The 20661-nt window shown below is 42.5% G+C and carries 19 protein-coding genes; 9 read left to right on the plus strand and 10 right to left on the minus strand.

Going from position 1 to position 20661, the window contains the following annotated elements:
- Window positions 1-103: 103 nt before the first annotated feature.
- Window positions 104-892, plus strand: coding sequence for an SDR family NAD(P)-dependent oxidoreductase (locus Q0890_RS04330; protein WP_299218046.1), 789 nt, complete (start codon window positions 104-106; stop codon window positions 890-892).
- Window positions 893-935: 43 nt separating this feature from the next.
- Here the strand turns inward: Q0890_RS04330 and Q0890_RS04335 are convergent, their stop codons facing one another.
- Window positions 936-2228, minus strand: a complete 1293-nt coding sequence (locus Q0890_RS04335) for a right-handed parallel beta-helix repeat-containing protein (protein WP_299218048.1) — start codon at window positions 2226-2228, stop codon at window positions 936-938.
- 131 nt (window positions 2229-2359) lie between these two features.
- Here Q0890_RS04335 and Q0890_RS04340 point away from each other — a divergent pair, with 131 nt between their 5' ends.
- Window positions 2360-2677 (plus strand): hypothetical protein, encoded by a 318-nt coding sequence (locus Q0890_RS04340; protein ID WP_299218050.1) that lies wholly within the window; start codon window positions 2360-2362, stop codon window positions 2675-2677.
- Window positions 2678-2753: 76 nt separating this feature from the next.
- Here the strand turns inward: Q0890_RS04340 and hemH are convergent, their stop codons facing one another.
- Window positions 2754-3773 carry a ferrochelatase gene (gene hemH / locus Q0890_RS04345; RefSeq protein ID WP_299218052.1) on the minus strand — a complete coding sequence of 340 codons (1020 nt, stop codon included), beginning with the start codon at window positions 3771-3773 and terminating at the stop codon, window positions 2754-2756.
- Window positions 3774-4117: 344 nt separating this feature from the next.
- Here hemH and Q0890_RS04350 point away from each other — a divergent pair, with 344 nt between their 5' ends.
- The 3 genes from Q0890_RS04350 (at window position 4118) to Q0890_RS04360 (ending at window position 7017) form a co-directional block, all read left to right on the plus strand.
- The gene (locus tag Q0890_RS04350; RefSeq protein ID WP_299218961.1) at window positions 4118-5434 is read left to right on the plus strand and encodes a homoserine O-acetyltransferase; all 1317 of its coding nucleotides are present in this window, start codon (window positions 4118-4120) and stop codon (window positions 5432-5434) included.
- Entirely contained in the window at window positions 5431-6048 is a 618-nt protein-coding gene (gene metW / locus Q0890_RS04355; protein WP_299218054.1) for a methionine biosynthesis protein MetW, read from the plus strand. Before Q0890_RS04350 ends, metW begins: the two co-directional genes overlap by 4 nt.
- A 387-nt stretch (window positions 6049-6435) precedes the next feature.
- Window positions 6436-7017, plus strand: a complete 582-nt coding sequence (locus Q0890_RS04360; RefSeq protein ID WP_299218056.1) for a tetratricopeptide repeat protein — start codon at window positions 6436-6438, stop codon at window positions 7015-7017.
- A 113-nt stretch (window positions 7018-7130) separates the two neighbouring features.
- On the opposite strand, the gene Q0890_RS04365 is transcribed toward Q0890_RS04360, so the two are convergent.
- Window positions 7131-7751 carry a peroxidase-related enzyme gene (locus Q0890_RS04365; RefSeq protein ID WP_299218057.1) on the minus strand — a complete coding sequence of 207 codons (621 nt, stop codon included), beginning with the start codon at window positions 7749-7751 and terminating at the stop codon, window positions 7131-7133.
- A 335-nt stretch (window positions 7752-8086) separates the two neighbouring features.
- Between Q0890_RS04365 and Q0890_RS04370 the strand changes: the two genes are divergently transcribed.
- The gene (locus Q0890_RS04370) at window positions 8087-9085 is read left to right on the plus strand and encodes a rhodanese-related sulfurtransferase (RefSeq protein WP_299218963.1); all 999 of its coding nucleotides are present in this window, start codon (window positions 8087-8089) and stop codon (window positions 9083-9085) included.
- A gap of 71 nt (window positions 9086-9156) precedes the next feature.
- Here Q0890_RS04370 and uraH read toward each other — a convergent pair whose 3' ends face one another.
- On the minus strand, window positions 9157-9585 hold the full coding sequence (uraH, locus tag Q0890_RS04375; protein WP_299218059.1) for a hydroxyisourate hydrolase: 429 nt from the start codon (window positions 9583-9585) through the stop codon (window positions 9157-9159).
- A gap of 376 nt (window positions 9586-9961) precedes the next feature.
- The gene (gene serA / locus Q0890_RS04380; RefSeq protein WP_299218060.1) at window positions 9962-11188 is read right to left on the minus strand and encodes a phosphoglycerate dehydrogenase; all 1227 of its coding nucleotides are present in this window, start codon (window positions 11186-11188) and stop codon (window positions 9962-9964) included.
- 306 nt (window positions 11189-11494) lie between these two features.
- Between serA and Q0890_RS04385 the strand changes: the two genes are divergently transcribed.
- Window positions 11495-12937, plus strand: a complete 1443-nt coding sequence (locus tag Q0890_RS04385) for an FAD-binding oxidoreductase (RefSeq protein WP_299218062.1) — start codon at window positions 11495-11497, stop codon at window positions 12935-12937.
- A gap of 43 nt (window positions 12938-12980) precedes the next feature.
- Here the strand turns inward: Q0890_RS04385 and Q0890_RS04390 are convergent, their stop codons facing one another.
- The gene (locus Q0890_RS04390; RefSeq protein ID WP_299218064.1) at window positions 12981-13610 is read right to left on the minus strand and encodes a BLUF domain-containing protein; all 630 of its coding nucleotides are present in this window, start codon (window positions 13608-13610) and stop codon (window positions 12981-12983) included.
- Between the two features lie 370 nt (window positions 13611-13980).
- On the opposite strand from Q0890_RS04390, the gene Q0890_RS04395 reads away from it, so the two are divergent.
- A complete protein-coding gene (locus Q0890_RS04395; RefSeq protein ID WP_299218066.1) occupies window positions 13981-15621 on the plus strand; it encodes a carbon-nitrogen hydrolase family protein in 1641 nt (546 codons plus the stop codon).
- Window positions 15622-15798: 177 nt separating this feature from the next.
- Window positions 15799-16350, plus strand: a complete 552-nt coding sequence (locus Q0890_RS04400) for a protein disulfide oxidoreductase (RefSeq protein ID WP_299218068.1) — start codon at window positions 15799-15801, stop codon at window positions 16348-16350.
- Between the two features lie 89 nt (window positions 16351-16439).
- On the opposite strand, the gene Q0890_RS04405 is transcribed toward Q0890_RS04400, so the two are convergent.
- The 4 genes from Q0890_RS04405 to Q0890_RS04420 all read right to left on the minus strand — a co-directional run bounded on the left by Q0890_RS04405 (window position 16440) and on the right by Q0890_RS04420 (window position 20652).
- Entirely contained in the window at window positions 16440-17033 is a 594-nt protein-coding gene (locus tag Q0890_RS04405; RefSeq protein ID WP_299218069.1) for a glutathione S-transferase family protein, read from the minus strand.
- A 170-nt stretch (window positions 17034-17203) separates the two neighbouring features.
- On the minus strand, window positions 17204-18319 hold the full coding sequence (ald, locus tag Q0890_RS04410) for an alanine dehydrogenase (RefSeq protein WP_299218071.1): 1116 nt from the start codon (window positions 18317-18319) through the stop codon (window positions 17204-17206).
- 214 nt (window positions 18320-18533) lie between these two features.
- Complete coding sequence (locus tag Q0890_RS04415; RefSeq protein ID WP_299218073.1) at window positions 18534-19892, minus strand: NCS1 family transporter; 1359 nt, start codon at window positions 19890-19892, stop codon at window positions 18534-18536.
- Between the two features lie 61 nt (window positions 19893-19953).
- Entirely contained in the window at window positions 19954-20652 is a 699-nt protein-coding gene (locus Q0890_RS04420) for an aspartate/glutamate racemase family protein (protein ID WP_299218075.1), read from the minus strand.
- Window positions 20653-20661 lie beyond the last annotated feature (9 nt).

Consider the following 20661-nt stretch of genomic DNA (forward strand, 5'->3'; position numbering starts at 1 on the left):
GGTGCCGACTTTATTGATACCTATACTAAGGGTGTTGCTAAATATCGTGACTTAGCGTTGTACCTCGCTTTACTCATTATTGCTCATTATTAAGTCACTCATTATGAATATATTAATCACTGGTGCATCGCGTGGTATTGGTTTGGCCACTGCCAAAAAGCTGGCAGCAAAAGGTCATAGCGTTGGTCTATTTGCAACCAATACTAATACGCTTGAAGACGCAACCAAAGATAAAGCTTTTAAAAAAGCAATGAAACAAAAACGTATCATAACTGGTCAGCTTGACGTGACCCAGCCTGACTCATGGGAAGACGTCATCAGTCAAATGATTGATAATTTTGGCAGTATTGACGCGTTAATCAACAACGCAGGTGTGCTGGTCAGTGGTGCTTTGCCCGCGACTGATTTGCAGCAGCAGCTGTCTTTAATCGATGTCAATTGCAAAGGCGTACTCATTGGCTGTCATAAGCTTGCGCCTTATTTGGCTGATAGCAACAATGGTAAAATTGTCAATGTGTCTTCAGCGTCTGCTATTTATGGTCAGCCTGAAGTTGCCAATTATGCAGCCAGTAAATTTTTTGTCCGTGGTCTCACCGAAGGCCTTAATATTGAATATCAAAAGCTCGGTATCAAAGTCATAGACGTCATGCCGCTTTGGGTTAAGTCTGATATGACAAAAGATATTGAGGTGACAAGCATTGATCGCTTAGGTATCAATCTAAACGTCAATGACGTGGCAAAAACGTTGTGCAAGTTAACCACCAGCCCTAATCGTAAAATAAAAGGTACGCACTATGCTGTTGGCTTGCCAGCTAAAGTCTTTCAGGCACTCTCACAAGTCACGCCCGACCCAATCATACGCTGGGTAAATACCAAAGTGGGTGCCAAATAGAGCATAGTTCATTTACCAACAGCTTATCGTATTATCCTGACGGCTACTCAATCTGAGTGGCCGTTTTGCTTGCCGCTCGAATATCAACTGCTTGCTCGATGGTTTTATCGGTGAAGGTATTGTTTTTAATAAGCGTGTTTTTGGTTGGCCCTGCTGCGCTGTCTTCGCGAACTTTTGAGCCAATATTAATAGGCAAAGTAACGTCAGCGGCGAATTGATTACTACTAATAAGCGTGCCATCATCCTCCACAACAACGCCCTTCTCGACTTGTTCAAAACGATTATTGATAATCTGATTGTTTTTAGCACTGTCTAAGTGATAGCTGGCAAAAGGCGTCTCTTTAATCAAATATGCACCGCACGCAAAACCTTTAAGATTACGCGACTGCCTTGATGCCACCCATATGCCCACTGGTTCATCTTGAAAAACATTACCGCGAATAATATTGTCACGGCTCGATTCTGTACGTTTAAAATGATTACCCCGCGTTGGATCATCAGCATGCTCAAAGCAATTGCGATACAGCAATATACTGCCTGCGCCATTATGGATAAATCGATTATTCTCAATGCGATTATTGCTTGAAGAATCCACCGCGATGGCTTCACGATTGGGCTTAAACGTGCGAAAACCATTACCGATAAACACAGAATTTTTAATCACATTATCGCGGCTACCAAATTCTAAATATAACCCCACGGTGCCTGCATTTTGAATATGTACTTTATTAAAAGTGACATCATGTACGTGATCGCCGACGAACATACCACTGTTAATACTGTTGCGACTAGTAACGTTGATTACACGAATATTTCTTGGAGCAAGCCTCCGATTGGCAGCAGGATCGATAAAGCCGCGAACGTAGCGCTGATTTGGTTGGCTATATTGGCGAATATGTAGCGCATGACCATAGCCATCTACATGACAATTGGCAACGGCAATATCTTCGATAGCATTATCCGTCTTAGGTTTAATCGTAATTGCACTGGCTGTTGATTGATCATCAGCCATTGTACTAAGCGCAGCTCCCTGACAGTCAAGTGAGCTGTCTGATTGACTAAGGACGAAACGTACTGATTTTTCTGTTAGATCACAGCTTTGGTTTAAAGCACTATGATCTTTTACATGGACGGTTTGCTTGGGTGTCAATTGCGCGCAATCTATAATAGTGGTCGCGGCAGGTAGCTTGGTATCAATCACGATTGACTGCTTTGCAAACTCGTCAGTATCGTCTACAGCTGTTATATTGCTAGTAGGCAGGCGATCACAAGCGCCCAAACTGACGCTGGCACTTATCAACGCTACTATTATTGGTCGCTTATTGTTTTTCATCATGACGATCTCATCAGTCGGCTTACCTTACATTTTTTGAACATGCTGTGACACCTTACTACTGGCAGTAAACCTCTTAAAGCTGCACAATATTGACAACATTCAACCTATCATAAAAAATTAAGGAATGACTTATGGATAATTCAAAAACCCCACTTCCAGACGCACAAGATCGCATTGATGGTGACAATAATCAGCAAGTGGATATGGACAATCCCATGCTGCATACCTTTGACGACGACGATGTGATTGATAACGAAGCAGGCTTTAGTAATACTGAAGTAGGCAGCGCGGCAACTGAAGGGCTTACTCCGATACATCGTCAAAACGTTGATGAAGCCACTATTGATAATGTCCTTGTACAAGACAATCTAGATGATGGTGACTATCCTGATATCGTCGATATCGCTGATAAAGATGCTGCTGAGCACAGCAATAGTGATGATCTATAACGAGCAAACCTCAGTCAAAAATACCGAACAGTATCAATGTCCGGTATTTTTTTGTCTTTGTATTGGGATATTTAGGTTATACCCAACCATCAAGCGTACCCGCCCAGCCTTTAACTAGAGGTGCGCTCATGGCTTCTAATAAGTCGATGTGCGCCTCATCTATGTTTAGCGCTGGAATATAATGGTACTCTTGTCCGCCTGCATTAAGAAAGTTATCACGGTTTTCAATCGCCAGCTCCTCTAGGGTTTCAAGGCAATCAGCTGAAAATGCGGGACTTAAAATCTGTACCGATTTGACTCCTGACTTCGCCCACTCATCAAGTACCACATCGGTATACGGCTTCACCCATTCCTGCTTACCAAAACGTGATTGAAAGCTTATGATCCATTCATCATCGGCAAGACCCAACGCCTGCGCCACCTGCGCGGCGGTGCATTTGCATCGGCTTGGATAGGGATCGCCTTTATCAGCATAGGGCTGCGGAATACCATGAAAGCTAAACATCAGCTTTTCAGGTTTGCCATGTGTCGCCTGAAAATGACGAATGCTATCGGCTAAGGCTTTAATATATAAAGGATGAGCAAAGTAGTCTTTGACAATCGTGATATTGGGCAAATTGCGCTGTTTTTGCGTCCATTTTGTGATGGCATCATAGACTGCACCTGTTGAAGTTGCTGAATACTGTGGAAATAGCGGCAACATCACAAAATGGTCGACACCATCAGCACGCAATTTATCCATGACATCAGGCAGTCCTGGATTGCCGTAGCTCATCGCTGAATGCACAGATACGCGATACGGCGCCGCGTCTTTTGCCAAGCGCGGCTCAAGCTTAGCGACTTGTTCATTTAAGATGTTGCGCATAGGCGAGTCGCCATCCCAAATACTGGCATAAGCTTCTGCCACGCGCTTAGGACGACTGGGCAAGACAAACAAGTTGAGAATGATGGCCCACAAAAACTTAGGAATCTCAATGACGCGAGGGTCAGATAAAAACTGTTTAAGGTAACGACGGACAGCAGGCGCTGTCGGCTCATCAGGTGTCCCAAGGTTGACTAATAAGACGGCGATACGTGGCGGCAGTTTAGGTTTCATAAAGGCTGTATGTTATTCATAAGTAATAAAGGAGGATTGTTAAGACGATATTTATTTAATATCTGATTAGTGTAGCATTTTATCGTAAAAAAACGCATAGCAAAGGCGGCCTTTATACAATTTGCTACGCGCGTCAAATAAAGACGGCGCATGGAGGTTGTACTCCTACGCGCATCGCCATACAATAGGCAAGCTCATTTTAAAAACAGTATAGAAAAATAGTCTTCATCTTGTCTTTTTTTTATTGATGATCGTTGTCTTGCGAGGTAGCTTTGAACGCACGCCCTGATAGTACCAGTGACCAACTTCCCAAGGATAAATTCGATTCGAATCGCTCAGTCGACATGGTTGGCTCAGTAGGAATCGTCACACCCGAAAAATTCCATTTTGCCGAACCGCTTACCTTAGAATGCAATCGTACCCTGCCGTCTTTTGACTTAATGGTCGAGACCTATGGCACACTTAATAAGGATAAATCAAATGCCATTTTGATTTGTCATGCCCTATCAGGCAGTCACCATGCAGCGGGCTATTATAGCGTTGACGACAAAAAATCGGGCTGGTGGGACAATATGATTGGCCCTAATAAAGCCATTGATACCAACCAGTTTTTTGTGGTGTGTGTCAATAACATCGGTAGCTGTTTTGGCTCCACGGGCCCAACGACCATCAACCCTGATACTCTTGATCAAGCCGATGGCAGTGAGCCACAAGTCTATGGCCCTGACTTTCCACTAATCACTATCAAAGACTGGGTAAAAACTCAAGCAATGCTCTCAGACCGTTTAGGCATCAATGTTTGGCACGCTATCGTCGGTGGTTCTATGGGCGGGATGCAGGCGCTACAATGGTCAGTTGATTATCCAGACAGACTAAAACGCTGCGTCGTTATTGCTAGTACACCAAAGCTATCTGCGCAAAATATTGCTTTTAATGAAGTCGCTCGTCAGTCCATCCTCTCTGACCCTGATTTTAACGACGGCCGTTATATACAAGCAGGCACCTATCCTCGTCGCGGGCTTATCCTTGCACGAATGGTGGGTCATATTACTTATCTGACTGAAGATGCCATGAAAGCCAAATTTGGCCGAGACCTAAAATCAGGCAAATTTATGTATGGCTATGATGTCGAGTTTCAGGTCGAGAGCTACTTGCGCTATCAAGGCGAGCGCTTTAGTAAAAACTTCGATGCCAACACCTACTTACTTATGACCAAAGCGTTAGATTATTTTGATCCAACGCGCGACTATCCATCAACACAACCGCAAGATTTGGCGTCGACAGTACAGCTTGAAGATTCAATTGCGGCATCTATCGATACTACTAAAAGCGTGGTTGAAGACGATCTTATCTCTCAAGATGGCAGTGAGAGTGGCAATCATCAAGAACTTACCGCTCTTAAAGCAGCATTTTCTCATACCAAATGTCAATACTTGGTCGTATCATTTACTACCGATTGGCGTTTTGCCCCTGAACGCTCACAAGAGATTGTAAATGCATTAATGGCCACGGGCAAACCAGTCAGTTATATTGACGTTGATGCGCCGCACGGTCATGATTCGTTTTTATTTGATATCCCACGTTACATGGGCGCAGTCAAAGGCTTTTTAACGGCACCGTTTATAACGAGCAACTCGATAACCAAAGGAGAGCGCTTATGAGAATGGATCATCAGTTGGCTGAGCGCTGGATTTCGCCCCACTCACATGTATTAGATTTGGGCTGTGGTAATGGCGATCTACTTGCTCATTTACAAAAAAAACGTAGCGTTACTGGCTACGGACTTGAGATTGACGAAGATAAGATTAACGATGCTATCAGTAAAGGTCTGTCCATTATCGAACAAGACCTAAATGACGGGCTGGCTCGTTTCGCTGATAACAGTTTTGACACTGTTGTTATGGCACGAGCGTTACAGGCGGTCAAAGCCCCTGATGTACTATTACTTGACATGCTACGGGTCGCACGTGAAGCTGTGATTACCTTCCCCAACTTTGCCCATTGGCAAAACCGTATTCATTTGGGGTTCAAAGGTTTAATGCCAGTTTCAGAAGCCCTACCTTATGAATGGTACGATACACCAAACATTCATCTATGCACGTTCAAAGATTTTGAGCAATTGTGTGCCAAACATGATATTCATATTCTTAGCCGTTTTGCTGTTAGTGACTCAGATAAAGGCCCCTCCCCTTTAATGTCAACTCTAATAAGACAGGCGCCTAACTTGTTAGCAGATGTCGCCATCTACCGAGTAACCAAACAAAAATCTATTTAAATTTATTATATTAAAGGACTGTAATTCAGTTTATTAGTAGCTAAATAAGTATTTTATTCTGTATATTCATTCTTACAGCTTAATAACCGTATGATTTTGTTACATTCTATAATGCGCAAAACGACGTTAAAATGAGTAATTAGTATTTGAGTTTCGTAACTTTGGGTGGTAAGCTAGCAAAATAGTGTCGATGACACCCCTATTACAACTGCTTATCTGTTGATTTAGCGTAAACGATAAAGCTTATATCCATGGTTGATATAACTTTGCTAACAACTAGGTAAGTTCATACTGCAAAATATAATCTGCGATAGTGTCGCCTTATAACATAAGTGTTGGCGATAAACTTTATCCACTGCTTATCAACTGCCCAATTTTGGAGCTGCTATGAAATTATTAAAAGCCGCCTTGTTTACTGCTTTGTTCTCTTGTGCCGGATTGGCTAACGCTGAGCTAATCTCAAACGTACCACTTGATACGTCACGTTTTGAGCTAATGCCTGTTAGCGAGCTGTCTAACCGTGCCGCTCAAGGTAGCGATCATGCCCAGTTTTATCTGGCCAAGCGCTTGCAAAAAGGTGAAGGTATTGCTCAAAATACCCAGCAGGCAATTCAGTGGTACACCAAAGCGGCTCAGCAAGGGGTTGCTCCTGCTCAGTTAAACTTAGCTATCATGTATTTGCGCGGTGAAGGCGTGAAGCCAAACTTACAACAGGCTCGTGTATGGTTAGAGAAAGCCGCGATGCGTGGCGACAATCGTGCCAGCTATACGCTTGCACTGCTAGATGAGAAGCAAAAAAATCTGGTCGATGCCTATAAATGGTATGATTTGGCTGCTCGTGATGGCATGCTAGACGAAAAAGTACGTAATAAAGCTCGTGGTAAAATTGGTCAATTAGCATTAAACCTATCAAGCTCAGACATTGCTAGTGCTCGCAGTCAAGCCGATCGTTGGTTCCAAAGCAAATAAGCTATAAGATAATTAACTTCAACAGATAAAAAGTTGATAATAAAAAATCCAGCCTTTAAGCTGGATTTTTTGTGTCTACCTAACAATAAATAATTAAGTAAATTAGATAGCTTCTACTCCCTCGGCATGCGAGCCATCGTATAAAACTCTTCATTGGACTGCATGTTCATTACAATTGCCATTCTATTAGATAAACCAAAAAACGCGGTAATACCCGTGATATCTAAAATGTCCTCGTCATCATAACCATGCTTTTTGAGTGCTGCATAATCTGAGTCTTGAATAAGCTCTGGTGTACGACAGAGCTTAATCGAAAACGCTAGCATCTCTTTTTGCCGCAGACTGATGGGCGCGTGCAGGTAATTGACTGCTATTTGATCTGCCAGTAGTGGTTCTTTAGAGAACACACGCAGTAGCGCACCGTGGGCAATGACACAATACTGACAACCATTGGCGGCGCTGGTTGCGACGATGATCATCTCCTTTTCAGCTGGACTTAGCGTGCTGCCTTCTCGCTCCATGACAGCATCATAATAGGCAAAAAACGCTCTGAACTCTGCTGGGCGATACGCCAACGCTAAAAACACATTGGGAATAAATTTGGCTTTTTCTTGCACCGCAAGAATGCGTTCTAAAATATCAGTAGGCAGGCTCTCTAATGATGGTACTGGATAGCGACTAATAGGCAAGTTTACGGAAGAACTAGTAGTAGAATTGGTAGAAAGATTATTCATGTGTCATCTCCATTGACATTATGTGATAGCTGTATCTAAGTAGTCTACCTCTATAGCTGGGTAATAAGTAGGTAAAAGCTCTCTTAATTTATATCACTTAGCTTTATAAAACGTTCAAAATATGCGTCAAATTTGCTACACTACGCTCGCACTAGCCAATTCCACAATCTTGCTAGTGTTATACCATCACAATTTAAATCTACCTTATTGCACTAGGTTTGCGACCTAGCCAGCAGGAGAAACACATGAGTACCACTCAAGATAGCAATACCAAACACAGTACTATCCAAGACACCACTACAGACAATAGTAAGTCAGCGCCCGCCTACGATAGCGTGACTAACAATATCGTCGTAGCTGCTCTTTATAAGTTCACACGCTTTGATGACTTTGAGCAACACCGTGAGCCAATTCTAAATACCATGCTTAACAACGACGTCAAAGGCACACTATTGCTCGCAAGTGAAGGCATTAACGGTACGATTTCTGGCAGCCGCCAAGGTATCGATACTGTCCTAGACTATCTGCGTAGTATCGAAGCAATCGGCACTTTTACTTTTAAAGAGTCTTATACCAATACGCAGCCTTTTTACCGCACCAAGGTCAAGCTAAAAAAAGAGATCGTTACGATGGGCGTAGAAAATATCGATCCATTACAGTCAGTTGGACGCTACGTGAAGCCAAGTGAATGGAATGAGCTGATCTCAGACCCTGATGTCATCCTAATCGATACCCGTAACGACTATGAAGTACAAATCGGTACTTTTCAAAATGCAATCAATCCAAACACCGAGACTTTTCGAGAGTTTCCGGAATACGTAGCGAAAGAGCTCGACCCAGCCAAACACAAAAAAGTGGCGATGTTTTGTACTGGCGGTATTCGCTGCGAAAAATCCACCGCCTATATGCGTGAGCAAGGGTTTGAAGAGGTCTATCATCTAGAAGGTGGTATTTTGAAATATCTTGAAGAAGTACCCGCCAGCGATTCTATGTGGAAGGGTGACTGCTTTGTCTTTGACAACCGCGTCTCAGTCAATCACAACCTAGAAAAAGGCGAATATGAGCAATGCTTTGCTTGCCGTATGCCTATTACTCAAGATGATATGCAAAGCATCGCCTATATCAAAGGTGAGTCATGTCCGCACTGTATTGATAAAGCGACCGATGAGCAAAGAGCGCGTTTTCGTGAGCGTGAGCATCAGATGCAGTTAGCGAAACAACGCGGTGAAGCCCATATTGGTAGTGATGTCATTGAGGTGATTGAAAAACGTAAAGTGGCTAAGACTGAAGCGCGTCATTCGTCAGACTCTGCTGATTCAGACAAGTTAGGTTAAATGCTCTGTCAGTAAAGCTCATAACAAAAAAAGAGGCTCAATTGGCCTCTTTTTTGTTGTTAGCATTTTTATTAGCTACCACGATAAGTGCTGTAACCATAGGCCGATAGCGTGATTGGCACATGATAATGGTTATTGTCTTCAATATTAAAATTGACTTCAACATAAGGATAGAAAGTCTCTAAACCTTGGTTCATAAAGTAAGGCTTAGTTTCAAAAAGCAGTTTATACGTTCCTTTATGATCGGCATTATCTGCGTTAGGTAAGAAATTACCAATACGACCATTATTATCCGTTTTTTGTTCATTGAGCACTTTCCACTTACCACCATCTTGCATCATCAATTTCACATTGACGTTTGGTGCAGGCTTACCAGTGCTGATATCTAAAATGTGACTTGATAACTGATAACTCTCTTGGTCAGCTGCAGCGTAACTTGCCGTCGCTGACATGGCTAATACGCCACCTAATGCTGCTGCTTTTACCATGTTGATTTTCATACCCTCTCCTTCATTTATAAAGTAATTACGATATTAATTGAATAAAACTTCTATTTCTTTTAATGCTTTGACCACGATGTGTAATGAATCGATTTTATAAAAAACTTCATTGATCTTAAAATGATAAGTTCAATTACGATTTCAGCTGTATAGTATAAATTGTCAGATTAAAACTATTGTAAAGAAAAAGTTAATTTTCAAGTGAACATGTATGTTGGATGTAACCTCACCAACATTAACATTACCAAACAAATAAAAAAAATAGCAAACAACTTCAAAAGAGTCATTTGCTATTTGCTACAGCGTTAACCAACAAGGTTAGATACAAGTTTAGTCTATCTAAGCGGTATAACCTTATATCTAAAAAGCACCAATACTAAAATAGGATACGGATACGAATGGTCTCTTCTACATCTTTTAATTGATCAAGAGCAGCATCAGAATCATTGTAATCAACATCCATTACCAAGTAGCCTACATCACCTTCAGTCATCAGACTCTGCGCTAAGATGTTGATGTGAGCTTCTGCAAATAGACGGTTAATTTGCGATAGGACACCTGGCACGTTTTTATGAATGTGTAGCAAACGATGTGTGCCTTCTTTGAAGGGAATAGAAACTTCTGGGAAGTTCACAGCCGTGATGGTGTCCCCTTGGTCAGAGTATCGCACAAACTTGTCTGCCACTTCTAAGCCGATATTGGCTTGAGCTTCTTGCGTCGAACCACCGATATGCGGGGTTAAAATGACATTGTCAAATTTACGTAATGGCGACTCAAACTCTTCATCAGCAGACTTTGGCTCTTTTGGGAATACGTCAATAGCAGCACCCAAGACTTTACCTGATTCAAGTACTGCAGCCAGATCATCAATCTCAACGCAGGTGCCGCGTGCCGCATTGATAAAGTAGCTACCTTCTTTCATCTGCGCGAACTGCTCAGCTTTCATCATATAGCGTGTGCTTGGCTCATCCGGCACATGCAAAGTCACGATATCAGCAGTAGACAGGAGCTCGTTTAAGCTGCTTACTTGATGCGCGTTACCCAGCGGCAGTTTGGTCACTACGTCATGATAGATAACTTTCATACCGAAACTTTCAGCCAACACAGACAGCTGCGAGCCGATAGAGCCATAGCCGACGATACCGATTGTCTTACCACGCACTTCATGTGAGTTGGTGGCAGACTTGCCCCAGCCGCCGCGATGGACGGTAGCGTTTTTTTCAGGGATGCCGCGATACAGCATGATGGCTTCTGCCAATACTAGCTCAGCCACCGAGCGTGTGTTTGAGTATGGCGCATTAAAGACTGGAATACCAAATTCACGAGCTGCTTCAAGATCGACTTGATTGGTACCGATACAAAAGCAGCCAATACCGATCAGCTTTTCGGCATGCTCAAGGACTTCACGAGTCAGCTGCGTACGTGAACGAATTCCAATAAAATGGGCGTCTTTGATTTTTTCAATCAGCTCATTTTTATCGAGCGCATGACTAAGATAGTCGATATTTTTATAACCGGCATTGTCTAAAACCTTTAAGGCGTTCTCGTGTACACCTTCAAGTAATAAAAACCGGATTTTGTCTTTTTGTAATGATAATGCCATATGAGGACTGTCCTATGATTGTCTTATTAAAAATAATCTATGCTAGAAGAAACGTAAACAGTCCGGTTATCTTACACAAAATTTAACGGTGATGTTAGCTGATTAGATGAATTATTACTTATCAAGCCTGAAAACTTTTTATGCTATAGTGAGCGTTACTCTTTGAACCTTATTTACACTGCTCTACTTACTACTTACCGCCTTTAAGCGCCCATAATATTGCCTGTCTATACTTAACCGATCTATCTAAAAGGCTTATGGTTAAGAAAAAAGGTGTAGCGCTAACGTTTATACAGAGACTTCACTATGACGCCATTTGCATCTCAGACTACAACTGTTACCGATACTGATAAGCTCGAGACCATTCTGAATAGCTTGGTAAATGAGCACAATTTCGAAGACACTCAAATTAAAACCGATAGCGAAAGCTTGGAGCATTGGGGCAAAGACTGGACCAAGCATTTTGCGCCTGCCCCAACCGCTATTGTCTTTCCAAAAACAACTGAGCAAGTACAAGCCGTCGTACTACTTGCCAATGAGCACAACGTCGTGCTAACGCCAAGTGGTGGACGGACTGGATTGTCTGCTGGCGCGGTCGCGGCCAACGGTGAGATTGTCGTTAGTATGGATAAGATGAACCAAATTGGACAATTCTATCCTGCTGATCGTCTGGTCGAAATTGAAGCGGGCGTAGTCACTCAGCAGCTACAACAATTTGCCGAATCAAAAGATCTATACTACCCCGTTGACTTTGCTTCAGCAGGCTCTAGTCAAATGGGCGGTAATATCGGCACCAATGCTGGCGGTATCAAGGTTATTCGTTATGGTATGACTCGTCAATGGATTATGGGCTTGACTGTTGTCACAGGCAAAGGTGATATCTTGCAGTTGAACCGCGGTATGATCAAAAACGCCACTGGCTATGATTTGCGCCAGCTGTTTATCGGTAGTGAAGGTACGCTAGGCTTAGTCACTCATGCACAGATCAAACTTGAGCGTCTGCCGCAAGAGTTGAACGTCATGGTACTTGGCATGGACAGCTTTAACGATGTGATGAATGTATTGTCTGCTTTTCAAGCGAAGATTGATCTAACTGCCTTTGAGTTCTTTGATGATGTGGCAGTGGACAAATTGATGGCACATGGTCAGGTCCAAGAGCCGTTTGAGTCGCGTACCAAGTTTTATACGCTGCTTGAGTTTGAAGCGCCTTATGAACCGATTATGGATAAAGCGATGGCGATATTTGAGCATTGCATGGAGCAAGGCTGGGTCGTTGATGGGGTCATGAGCCAAAGCATGGCACAGGCGGCAGAGTTATGGAAACTGCGTGAATATATCTCTGAGACCATCTCCGTATTCACACCATATAAAAATGATGTATCGGTATTAATCAGTCATGTACCTGATTTTATCGCTGAGATTGATCATATTGTCAGCAGCAATTATCCTGACTTTGAAGTGTGTTGGTTCGGTCATATTGGCGATGGCAATTTGCATCTCAATATCCTCAAACCTGAGAATATGACCAAAGATGACTTCTTTAATGAATGTCAGATTGTTAATAAATATGTGTTTGAGACCGTACAAAAATATGGCGGTTCGGTATCTGCTGAACATGGGGTCGGCATGACCAAAAAACCTTATCTTCACTATAGTCGCAGCGAGACTGAGATTGACTACTTGCGAGAAATCAAAAAAGTGTTCGATCCAAACAATATTATGAATCGGGGTAAGATTTTCGATATGTAACTGCTCGCTTTTTATAATTACAGCCTTTTACGAATACAGTAGCTTACAAATACAAAAGTATCAGCGCTGCAGCGACCAGTACGCACAAGAAGCTTTGGACAATCAAAAATGCTTGATGAGGCGCTGCAATGTGTTGAACCATATTACCCAGCGCATTATAAGTAATGCCTGCCGCTTTGATATGAGGCGGGGTATCAAAATTTCTGATAATTTGTAAGAATTGCTCTGTGCGCTTGGGAGACCAACCATGCGGACTAAAAGGCAGATATGGTGCTAACAGCGCAGCTTGTTGTTTGGTTGCAGGCGACCATAACCAGCGCTCTAAAAACAATAAGCGCATACGCCAATCCATAAAGCTACGCTTATCAATAGCTTGAACTAAGAGGACTTTAACGTTTTTATGTCGCAAGTCTGCAAAAATACGGGTTTGTAAACTGAGTACTTCTTTTTTGCTACCTTCAATACATTGTAAAAACTGACCATTGCCATAACATAAGATACCAGTGATGCCATGGTCTTCGTTGTGATCGCGCGCGTGCTTTTCTACTTCATCAAATATGAGAGTATTTATGCGACTTTTAAAAGTGATGCTACTCACATACACCAGCTGAATAAGTGCTGACTCTTCTATATTCTCTAATAAATCAGTTGTATCACCCTGTTGCAAAGACATGCAAAATCCTAAAAATAGCGCTTTTGTATCGATAGTAAAATATTCAAAACTCACATTTAAATGAGCCGAATCATACAATTCACAAAAACGTAGTAAATATTTACCATGCCAGACTGTCATTAGTTATCCTAGTTGATAAAATGACATCCCTTAAGGAACATGCTACCGCAAAAAAGCATACCAAATAATCACTGTGGCTATAATAACTCGTTGTAAGTACGACAATTAAATATTGTAACGATTAAACGAAGCAATAGGTATGTTTTTATGAGTTTTGTTACACAAAAATTCAGTATTATCAATATTCTAAAGCCTTATTCATCTGTAAAACTTATTATCTGACATCCCAAATATCCAAAACAGGAATATTATGAGCAAAATTGAAAAACTAGACGACTTTCATTTAACGATTGCCGAAATTAAGAAAAAAGATTACTCCCAATTAAAAGCGTTAATGGATCGCGTCTATGCAAATTTAGGCGGCGCATGGTCAAAAACCACGATACACACCTTGATTGATGCTTTTCCAGAAGGGCAGATTGCGTTATTTGATCATGATCAGTTGATCGGTATCGTACTATCTATGCGTGTTGATTATGCTAAGTTTTCTAACCCGCATACTTATGATGATTTGATCGGACAAAAAGAAATCATCAAAGACAACCCTGAAGGCGATGCTATCTATGGTTTAGATGCATTAATCGATCCTGAGTATCGCGGTTATCGTTTGGGTCGTCGGTTATATGACGCTCGTAAAGAGCTGTGTCGTCAGCTCAACTTTCGTGCCATTTTGGCGGGTGGTCGTATTCCAAAATACCATGACCATCAAGACCTCACCCCTGGTGAATATATTGATGCTGTTGAATCACGTGAGATTCATGATCCAGCGTTATCGTTTCAGTTGTCTAACGGCTTTATCGTCAAGCGTATTTTGACTGCTTATCTACCAGATGATAAGCAATCTAAAGGTTTTGCAACCTTACTTGAGTGGGCCAATATTTATTATGAGCCCAAAGACTACAAGCCTAATACGCGCAAATCTGAGGTACGTATTGGCGGTATTCAGTGGCAGATGCGTGAAGTTGAGTCACCAGAAGAGCTATTACAACAAGTTGAGTTCTTCGTCGATATAATGGCAGATTACAACTCTGATTTTGCTTGCTTGCCAGAGTTTTTTAATGCGCCATTGATGGGATTATGCGAATCAACAGATCAAAACGTCGCTATCCGGTTTTTGGCCGGTTACACCGAATGGTTTAGAAACGAGATCTCGCATTTAGCTGTCAGTTATAACGTCAATGTCATTAGTGGGTCGATGCCATTGCTCGATGAAAATGACACTTTATATAATGTCAGCTATTTATGTCGCCGTGATGGCACCGTTGAAGAGCAGCGCAAAATCCATATTACGCCACATGAGCGTAGTGCTTGGGTTATTGAAGGTGGCGATGAGGTCAAAGTATTTGACACCGACGCTGGCCGTATCGGTATCCTAGTCTGTTACGATATTGAATTTCCTGAACTTGCTCGCTTGATGGCGCTTGATGATATGGATATCTTGTTCGTACCGTTTTGGACAGATACCCAAAACGGATACCTAAGGGTACGTCATTGCGCTCAAGCGCGTGCAATCGAAAACGAATGTTACGTTATGATTTGCGGCTCAGTTGGTAACTTGCCACAGGTTGAAAGTCTAGATATTCAGTATGCTCAGTCGTCTATCTTTTCGCCTTCAGATTTTGCGTTCCCTCACGATGCGATTATGGCAGAGACCACCCCAAACACAGAGATGGTGTTCTTCTCTGATTTGAACTTGGATAAGCTTACTTACGTGCGTAATGAAGGTTCAGTACACAACTTAATCGATCGCCGTGATGATTTATTTAGCTTAAAATGGAAGAGAAAATCGAAAGTTTCTGCCAGTAAACTGAGCGACGACGAACGTCATGAAAATTCTGGTAGCGTATTATTGGGCGATGCACTGCAAGGACGTGCGAAAAAATCTCACTAACGCCATTCAGTAGCGTCAACAAACCACTGTATATATTGATAAATTGCTACTTTAATTTAATCATTATTATTTGAATAATACGGCTGACTATACAGCCGTTTATTTTTGTCTAAATATTTTTTTAAAAGCCTGTTGTTTAAGCCCTCTATTTAAGTAAATATGTAATAAGCAGACACTATGATTACAGATGTTAAAAAGACCAAAATAAAACCTAAAAAGACTCCAAAACAGAGGTTATTATCCGTACTCAAAACCGTATTATTATATGGTTTTGTCTTTTTGGTCATCTATACTGCGATTAACTGGTGGCGACAGCCCGTCATGCCAGCCAACCCACAGCTACAATTGACGGACTATCAAGGCCAACCCGTTAATTTGGCTGCTATGAGTGCAGATAAGCCAGCACTGGTATATTTCTGGGGTACATGGTGTCCGGTTTGTAGTGTGACTTCGCCAACGATAGACAAACTTGCAGCGTCTAATGACTATCCAGTAGTCACTGTCGCAATTAAGTCAGGTTCTAATCAAGAACTTGACAGCTACCTTAACGAGCATGATTATAGTTTTACAACGGTTAATGACCAAGACGGCAATATTTTTGCCGAGTGGCAAGGACAAGTAACGCCCTCTTATGTGGTCTTAAAAGATGGCGAGATGACGCAAGGGTTGACAGGCATTCAGCCGCTTTGGTCTCTTAAATTAAGGTTGTGGCTTAGCACCAACTTTTGACCAAAGCTGCCTGTATTTATTTATGAGGATTTAACTTATTTATACCCGTAGCCCTACGTAAATAGTTTGTTCTTATAAAAAGTGTCGCCTTATATTCCAGGCATACTGACAAAATCTGGTAGCGCTTTTATACGCTCTATCCAGTCTGTTATTGCCGGATAAGGCTTCAATGATACGCCGCCTTCCTCGCTAAGTGCCACATAAGGAAAGCACGCTAAATCTGCTAATGTTGGCCGGTCAAGCTCTAACCAATCACGGTCTGATAGATGTTTGTTTAAAATATCTAGAACACGAGCTGACTTATTCCGAGCCATATCAATATCAAGCTCGTAACCAAACTTATCATGCAGCCGTGCATCATTGGGGCCTCTTGCAATCTCACTCTCAGCGACCATTAACCATTGAACAACTTTGGCCTCCTCAGCAGGCGTTGTTGGATACCAGTCTGTTCTATCGAACTTTCTAGCAAGATAAACCAAAATGGCTTGCGAATCTCTGAGAGTCAAATCACCATCGATCAACACTGGCACTTCACCAAACGCATTTCGTTCAATAGACGTCTCGTTCTTGTGCTCACCTCCCAAAAAATCTACTGAATGCAGCGTATAAGGTTGTTTTATCAATGCTAAGAACAGCCGAATCTTGTAGCAATTCCCTGATACCTCTAAATCGTAAAGCTCCATGCCTATTATCCTTTTACTGGTTGGTGTCATTGATTAGTCTCTATCATCCACCATATAATAACGAATATTTGACGTCAATTTAAATCACTGAAAACATTATTAAAATTACTGATTTTTTATATTGCAGTGCGGCACATAATGAGTATAACAGTCACCATGTTCTTAAAAAATTAACCAATCAGCTCATCCAGCGCTTTGTACTCATAGTCTAGCGCCTTAGCAACCGCTTCATAGGTCATATAGCCTTGCATGGTATTGACGCCTTTTGCCAAAGCTGCATCATCAAGACAGGCTTTTTGATAGCCTTTGTTAGCAAGTGCTTGTATGTATGTTAAGGTGACGTTAGACAATGCCATGGTAGAAGTACGTGGAACAGCGCCAGGAATGTTTGCCACCGCATAGTGGACGATACCGTGCTTTATGTATGTGGGACTGTCATGAGTGGTGATACGATCTGTGGTTTCAAAGACCCCGCCTTGATCGACTGCAATATCGATGATGACACCGCCATCGTCCATAGATTCGATCATCTCCTCAGTCACCAGTTTGGGGGTCGCTGCGCCTGGAATCAATACGGCACCAATGACCAAATCACTCACCTTGACACTCTTTGCGATATTGACCTTATTAGATACTAAAGTTTGTACGTTATTACCGAACATCTCGGATAGCTCTTTTAACCGCTGAGGATCTAAGTCTAAAATAGTAACATCAGCACGTAGCCCAACGGCAATTTTGGCAGCTTCCGTACCAGATACTCCGCCACCAATAATAGTTACCCTGCCCTTTTGAATGCCAGGGACTCCGCCAAGTAACACCCCTTTACCACCATAAAAAGTTTGCAAAAACTGCGCACCAATTTGTGTACTCATGCGTCCAGCAATCTCACTCATCGGTGTGAGTAGTGGCAATGAATTATCCATTAGCTGGACTGTCTCATAAGCAATCGCGGTCACTTTGTTGTCGATTAATACTTTGGCAAGCTCAGGCTCATTTGCTAAATGCAGGTAGGTAAATAGGATTAAGTCTTGGGTGAGATATCGATGCTCATCTGTTTGCGGCTCTTTTACTTTGATAACCAGTTCTACGTCCCATGCTGTTGCCGCATCATCAACGATGGTCGCGCCCGCTTCTTTATAATCATCGTCAGTAAACTGTGAGCCTATGCCAGCCTCCTTTTCAACGAGCACATCGTGACCATCATCGACTAGGACACTGACTCCATTTGGCGTTAAGCCGACCCGATTTTCGTTGTTTTTTATCTCTTTTGGAATTCCTATTTTCATAATTTCATCTTCCTTGATGACAGTAGAGTGGTGTATTTAACTATAGAAAATAAGTGGTACAGGGTCAGTGTTATAAATACAGCCTAACAATGAACCATAAAGGTTATCATGCAGGAACTCACTGCCCAACGCAACAGCCCCTATAATAGAGCTCTCTACTATAGGGGCTGTTTAACGATTTATATAAAAAGACTGAGTACATCAATCGCATTGACTATGACATAAAGCGCTGTGCGGCAGGCATCTTAAGCATCAATATCCAATAGATAGCTCCTGCTGGAATCAAGCTTGCATACCAAGAGATACTCGAAAACATCAAAGCGACTACGATACCGATGACCATAGCGATGACTGCGGCCATATTCACACCTTTATAAGGCCCATCTTTATCATATAGCTTGTCAAGGTTGAGTTTTTGTTTACGCAAGAAATAGAAATCTACTACCAAGATTGCAAATATTGGACCTAAAAATGCTGAATAGGTTTGGATAAATAGATTCAAACCTGCAGCAGATTCGTCTTTTACCAGCTCCCAAGGGAAAGTACAGAACGCTAGTAAACCTACAATAACAGCCGCGGTTTTATACTTAATGTTGAATATGTCCATTAACGCATAAGCAGGTGGAATGACGTTGTTTAAAATATTGGTCGTGACTTGCGCAAAAGCGATGAAAAGCATGGTGATAATCAATAAAGGCTTATTATCGACAGCGCTAGAAAATACCTGAATAGGATCAACTTCACCCGTCGCACTGGTAACCATGACACCAATTAACCCCATAAATAACGTTGCAGGCAAAATTGAGTTGGCATAGATGACAACTTGACGAAATAGCCCAACATTTTCGCGTAGCTCGCGCGAGTAATCAGATACGTTGAGCATCATTGTACTATAGACCCCTAAAAACAACATCGTGGCACCCCAAAATGGCGTACCCCATGTGCCCTCGACATTGACAAGGTTAGTCGAAATCGTATCACCGTACTTGTTAATAACACTAAAAAACATATAAGCGAGTGAACCGATAATAAAAATCGAACCGATGTTTTCAAGCCATTTAATACCATGGAACCCAAGAACAGATAAACCAATTTGTAAAAATTGAAAGCCTACGAAGAATACGACAATGTTGTTATAGCCAAACAAAGTGTCGGATACTAAGTTTAGAGCGCCAGCGCCGATCCAGCTTTGAAAACCAAACCAGACAACTGCTGGTACCGACCGTACCAATGCCGGAATACGGCTACCAGAAAACCCAAAGGCAGAGCGAGTTTGAACCATGAACGGTATGCCGTATTTGTGGCCCGCTCGGCCATTAATCATCAGCGCAGCCCCAATAACAGTACAACCAATGGCAATGGCCAACACCACCTGTAGCAGGTTCAACGTGCCAACCAGGCCTGAACCAACGGTGAATGTCCCAATGGAGACACATCCCCCCAACCATGCAAATAAATAAGACCAAGACCCCATAATACGTGTGGTCTGCGGTGCAAGACTTTCCTCTCCAACTGCTTTAGTATCGAGGGTTTTTACTCCTGCCGCAGCGACGGTAGCTTTTGCATTTTCCATTACGTTCTCCTTCCTTGAGAAAGCTCATTGGTTAATCGTAGGTTAACTCATTGTGAGTTCTTTAATTCTGAATCGGTGCCGCATAGGCGCCAACTTTGCTTGTTTTTAGACCGCAGCCAACCAAAGCCTCAACCATGCGCGTAGCCACGGTGACACCATCAATGACAGGGACGCCAGTCTCTTTTGTTAGCCATTCTGTCAGATCTGCCATGCCTGCACAGCCTAAAACAACAGCTTCACAATTGTCTTCATGTACCGCACGTAAAATCTCATCACGGACCTTTTCCCGCGCGCCAGAGCCTGGCTCTTCAAGCGCAAGTACTGGTATGGCAGCCGAGCGTACACGGCGGCAGCGATGTGATAAGCCATAACCATGGATAAGATCTTCAATAACAGGTACTGAACGCGGCAAAGTGGTTACGACACTGAACGATGTCGAAATCATACTTGCCGCCTTAACTGCTGCTTCACAGATTCCCAGTACTGGTCCTGAAAAGACTTCGCGGCAAGCGCCGATGCCTGGATCATCAAAACAGGCAACCACTACGCCATCGATGCCTTCTGCTTCTGCTTGTTGCAAACGTCTGATTAAACCAGGGACAGACATCGCTTCGTCGTGATGCCCTTGAATAGAAGCCGGTGCATCTGTACCAGAAGCACCAATAATGGTCGTGCCGACGCTGACTTTTTGACGCGCGCTTTCTACAATCTTGTCTGTCATAGACGTTGTAGAGTTTGGGTTCATAACTAAGATTTTCATAGCGACTCC

This window comes from uncultured Psychrobacter sp. (assembly GCF_947488565.1).
Taxonomy (GTDB): domain Bacteria; phylum Pseudomonadota; class Gammaproteobacteria; order Pseudomonadales; family Moraxellaceae; genus Psychrobacter; species Psychrobacter saeujeotis.

What these genes read in the sequence shown, in the direction of transcription:
- Q0890_RS04365 (WP_299218057.1), bottom strand. Translation starts at nt 7,751, where the DNA reads ATGAATAATCTTTCTACCAATTCTACTACTAGTTCTTCCGTAAACTTG.
- Q0890_RS04360 (WP_299218056.1), top strand. Translation starts at nt 6,436, where the DNA reads ATGAAATTATTAAAAGCCGCCTTGTTTACTGCTTTGTTCTCTTGTGCC.
- hemH (WP_299218052.1), bottom strand. Translation starts at nt 3,773, where the DNA reads ATGAAACCTAAACTGCCGCCACGTATCGCCGTCTTATTAGTCAACCTT.
- Q0890_RS04400 (WP_299218068.1), top strand. Translation starts at nt 15,799, where the DNA reads ATGATTACAGATGTTAAAAAGACCAAAATAAAACCTAAAAAGACTCCA.
- Q0890_RS04390 (WP_299218064.1), bottom strand. Translation starts at nt 13,610, where the DNA reads ATGTCTTTGCAACAGGGTGATACAACTGATTTATTAGAGAATATAGAA.
- Q0890_RS04405 (WP_299218069.1), bottom strand. Translation starts at nt 17,033, where the DNA reads ATGGAGCTTTACGATTTAGAGGTATCAGGGAATTGCTACAAGATTCGG.
- uraH (WP_299218059.1), bottom strand. Translation starts at nt 9,585, where the DNA reads ATGAAAATCAACATGGTAAAAGCAGCAGCATTAGGTGGCGTATTAGCC.
- Q0890_RS04415 (WP_299218073.1), bottom strand. Translation starts at nt 19,892, where the DNA reads ATGGAAAATGCAAAAGCTACCGTCGCTGCGGCAGGAGTAAAAACCCTC.
- Q0890_RS04340 (WP_299218050.1), top strand. Translation starts at nt 2,360, where the DNA reads ATGGATAATTCAAAAACCCCACTTCCAGACGCACAAGATCGCATTGAT.
- metW (WP_299218054.1), top strand. Translation starts at nt 5,431, where the DNA reads ATGAGAATGGATCATCAGTTGGCTGAGCGCTGGATTTCGCCCCACTCA.
- ald (WP_299218071.1), bottom strand. Translation starts at nt 18,319, where the DNA reads ATGAAAATAGGAATTCCAAAAGAGATAAAAAACAACGAAAATCGGGTC.
- Q0890_RS04350 (WP_299218961.1), top strand. Translation starts at nt 4,118, where the DNA reads ATGGTTGGCTCAGTAGGAATCGTCACACCCGAAAAATTCCATTTTGCC.
- Q0890_RS04395 (WP_299218066.1), top strand. Translation starts at nt 13,981, where the DNA reads ATGAGCAAAATTGAAAAACTAGACGACTTTCATTTAACGATTGCCGAA.
- serA (WP_299218060.1), bottom strand. Translation starts at nt 11,188, where the DNA reads ATGGCATTATCATTACAAAAAGACAAAATCCGGTTTTTATTACTTGAA.
- Q0890_RS04420 (WP_299218075.1), bottom strand. Translation starts at nt 20,652, where the DNA reads ATGAAAATCTTAGTTATGAACCCAAACTCTACAACGTCTATGACAGAC.
- Q0890_RS04385 (WP_299218062.1), top strand. Translation starts at nt 11,495, where the DNA reads ATGACGCCATTTGCATCTCAGACTACAACTGTTACCGATACTGATAAG.
- Q0890_RS04330 (WP_299218046.1), top strand. Translation starts at nt 104, where the DNA reads ATGAATATATTAATCACTGGTGCATCGCGTGGTATTGGTTTGGCCACT.
- Q0890_RS04335 (WP_299218048.1), bottom strand. Translation starts at nt 2,228, where the DNA reads ATGATGAAAAACAATAAGCGACCAATAATAGTAGCGTTGATAAGTGCC.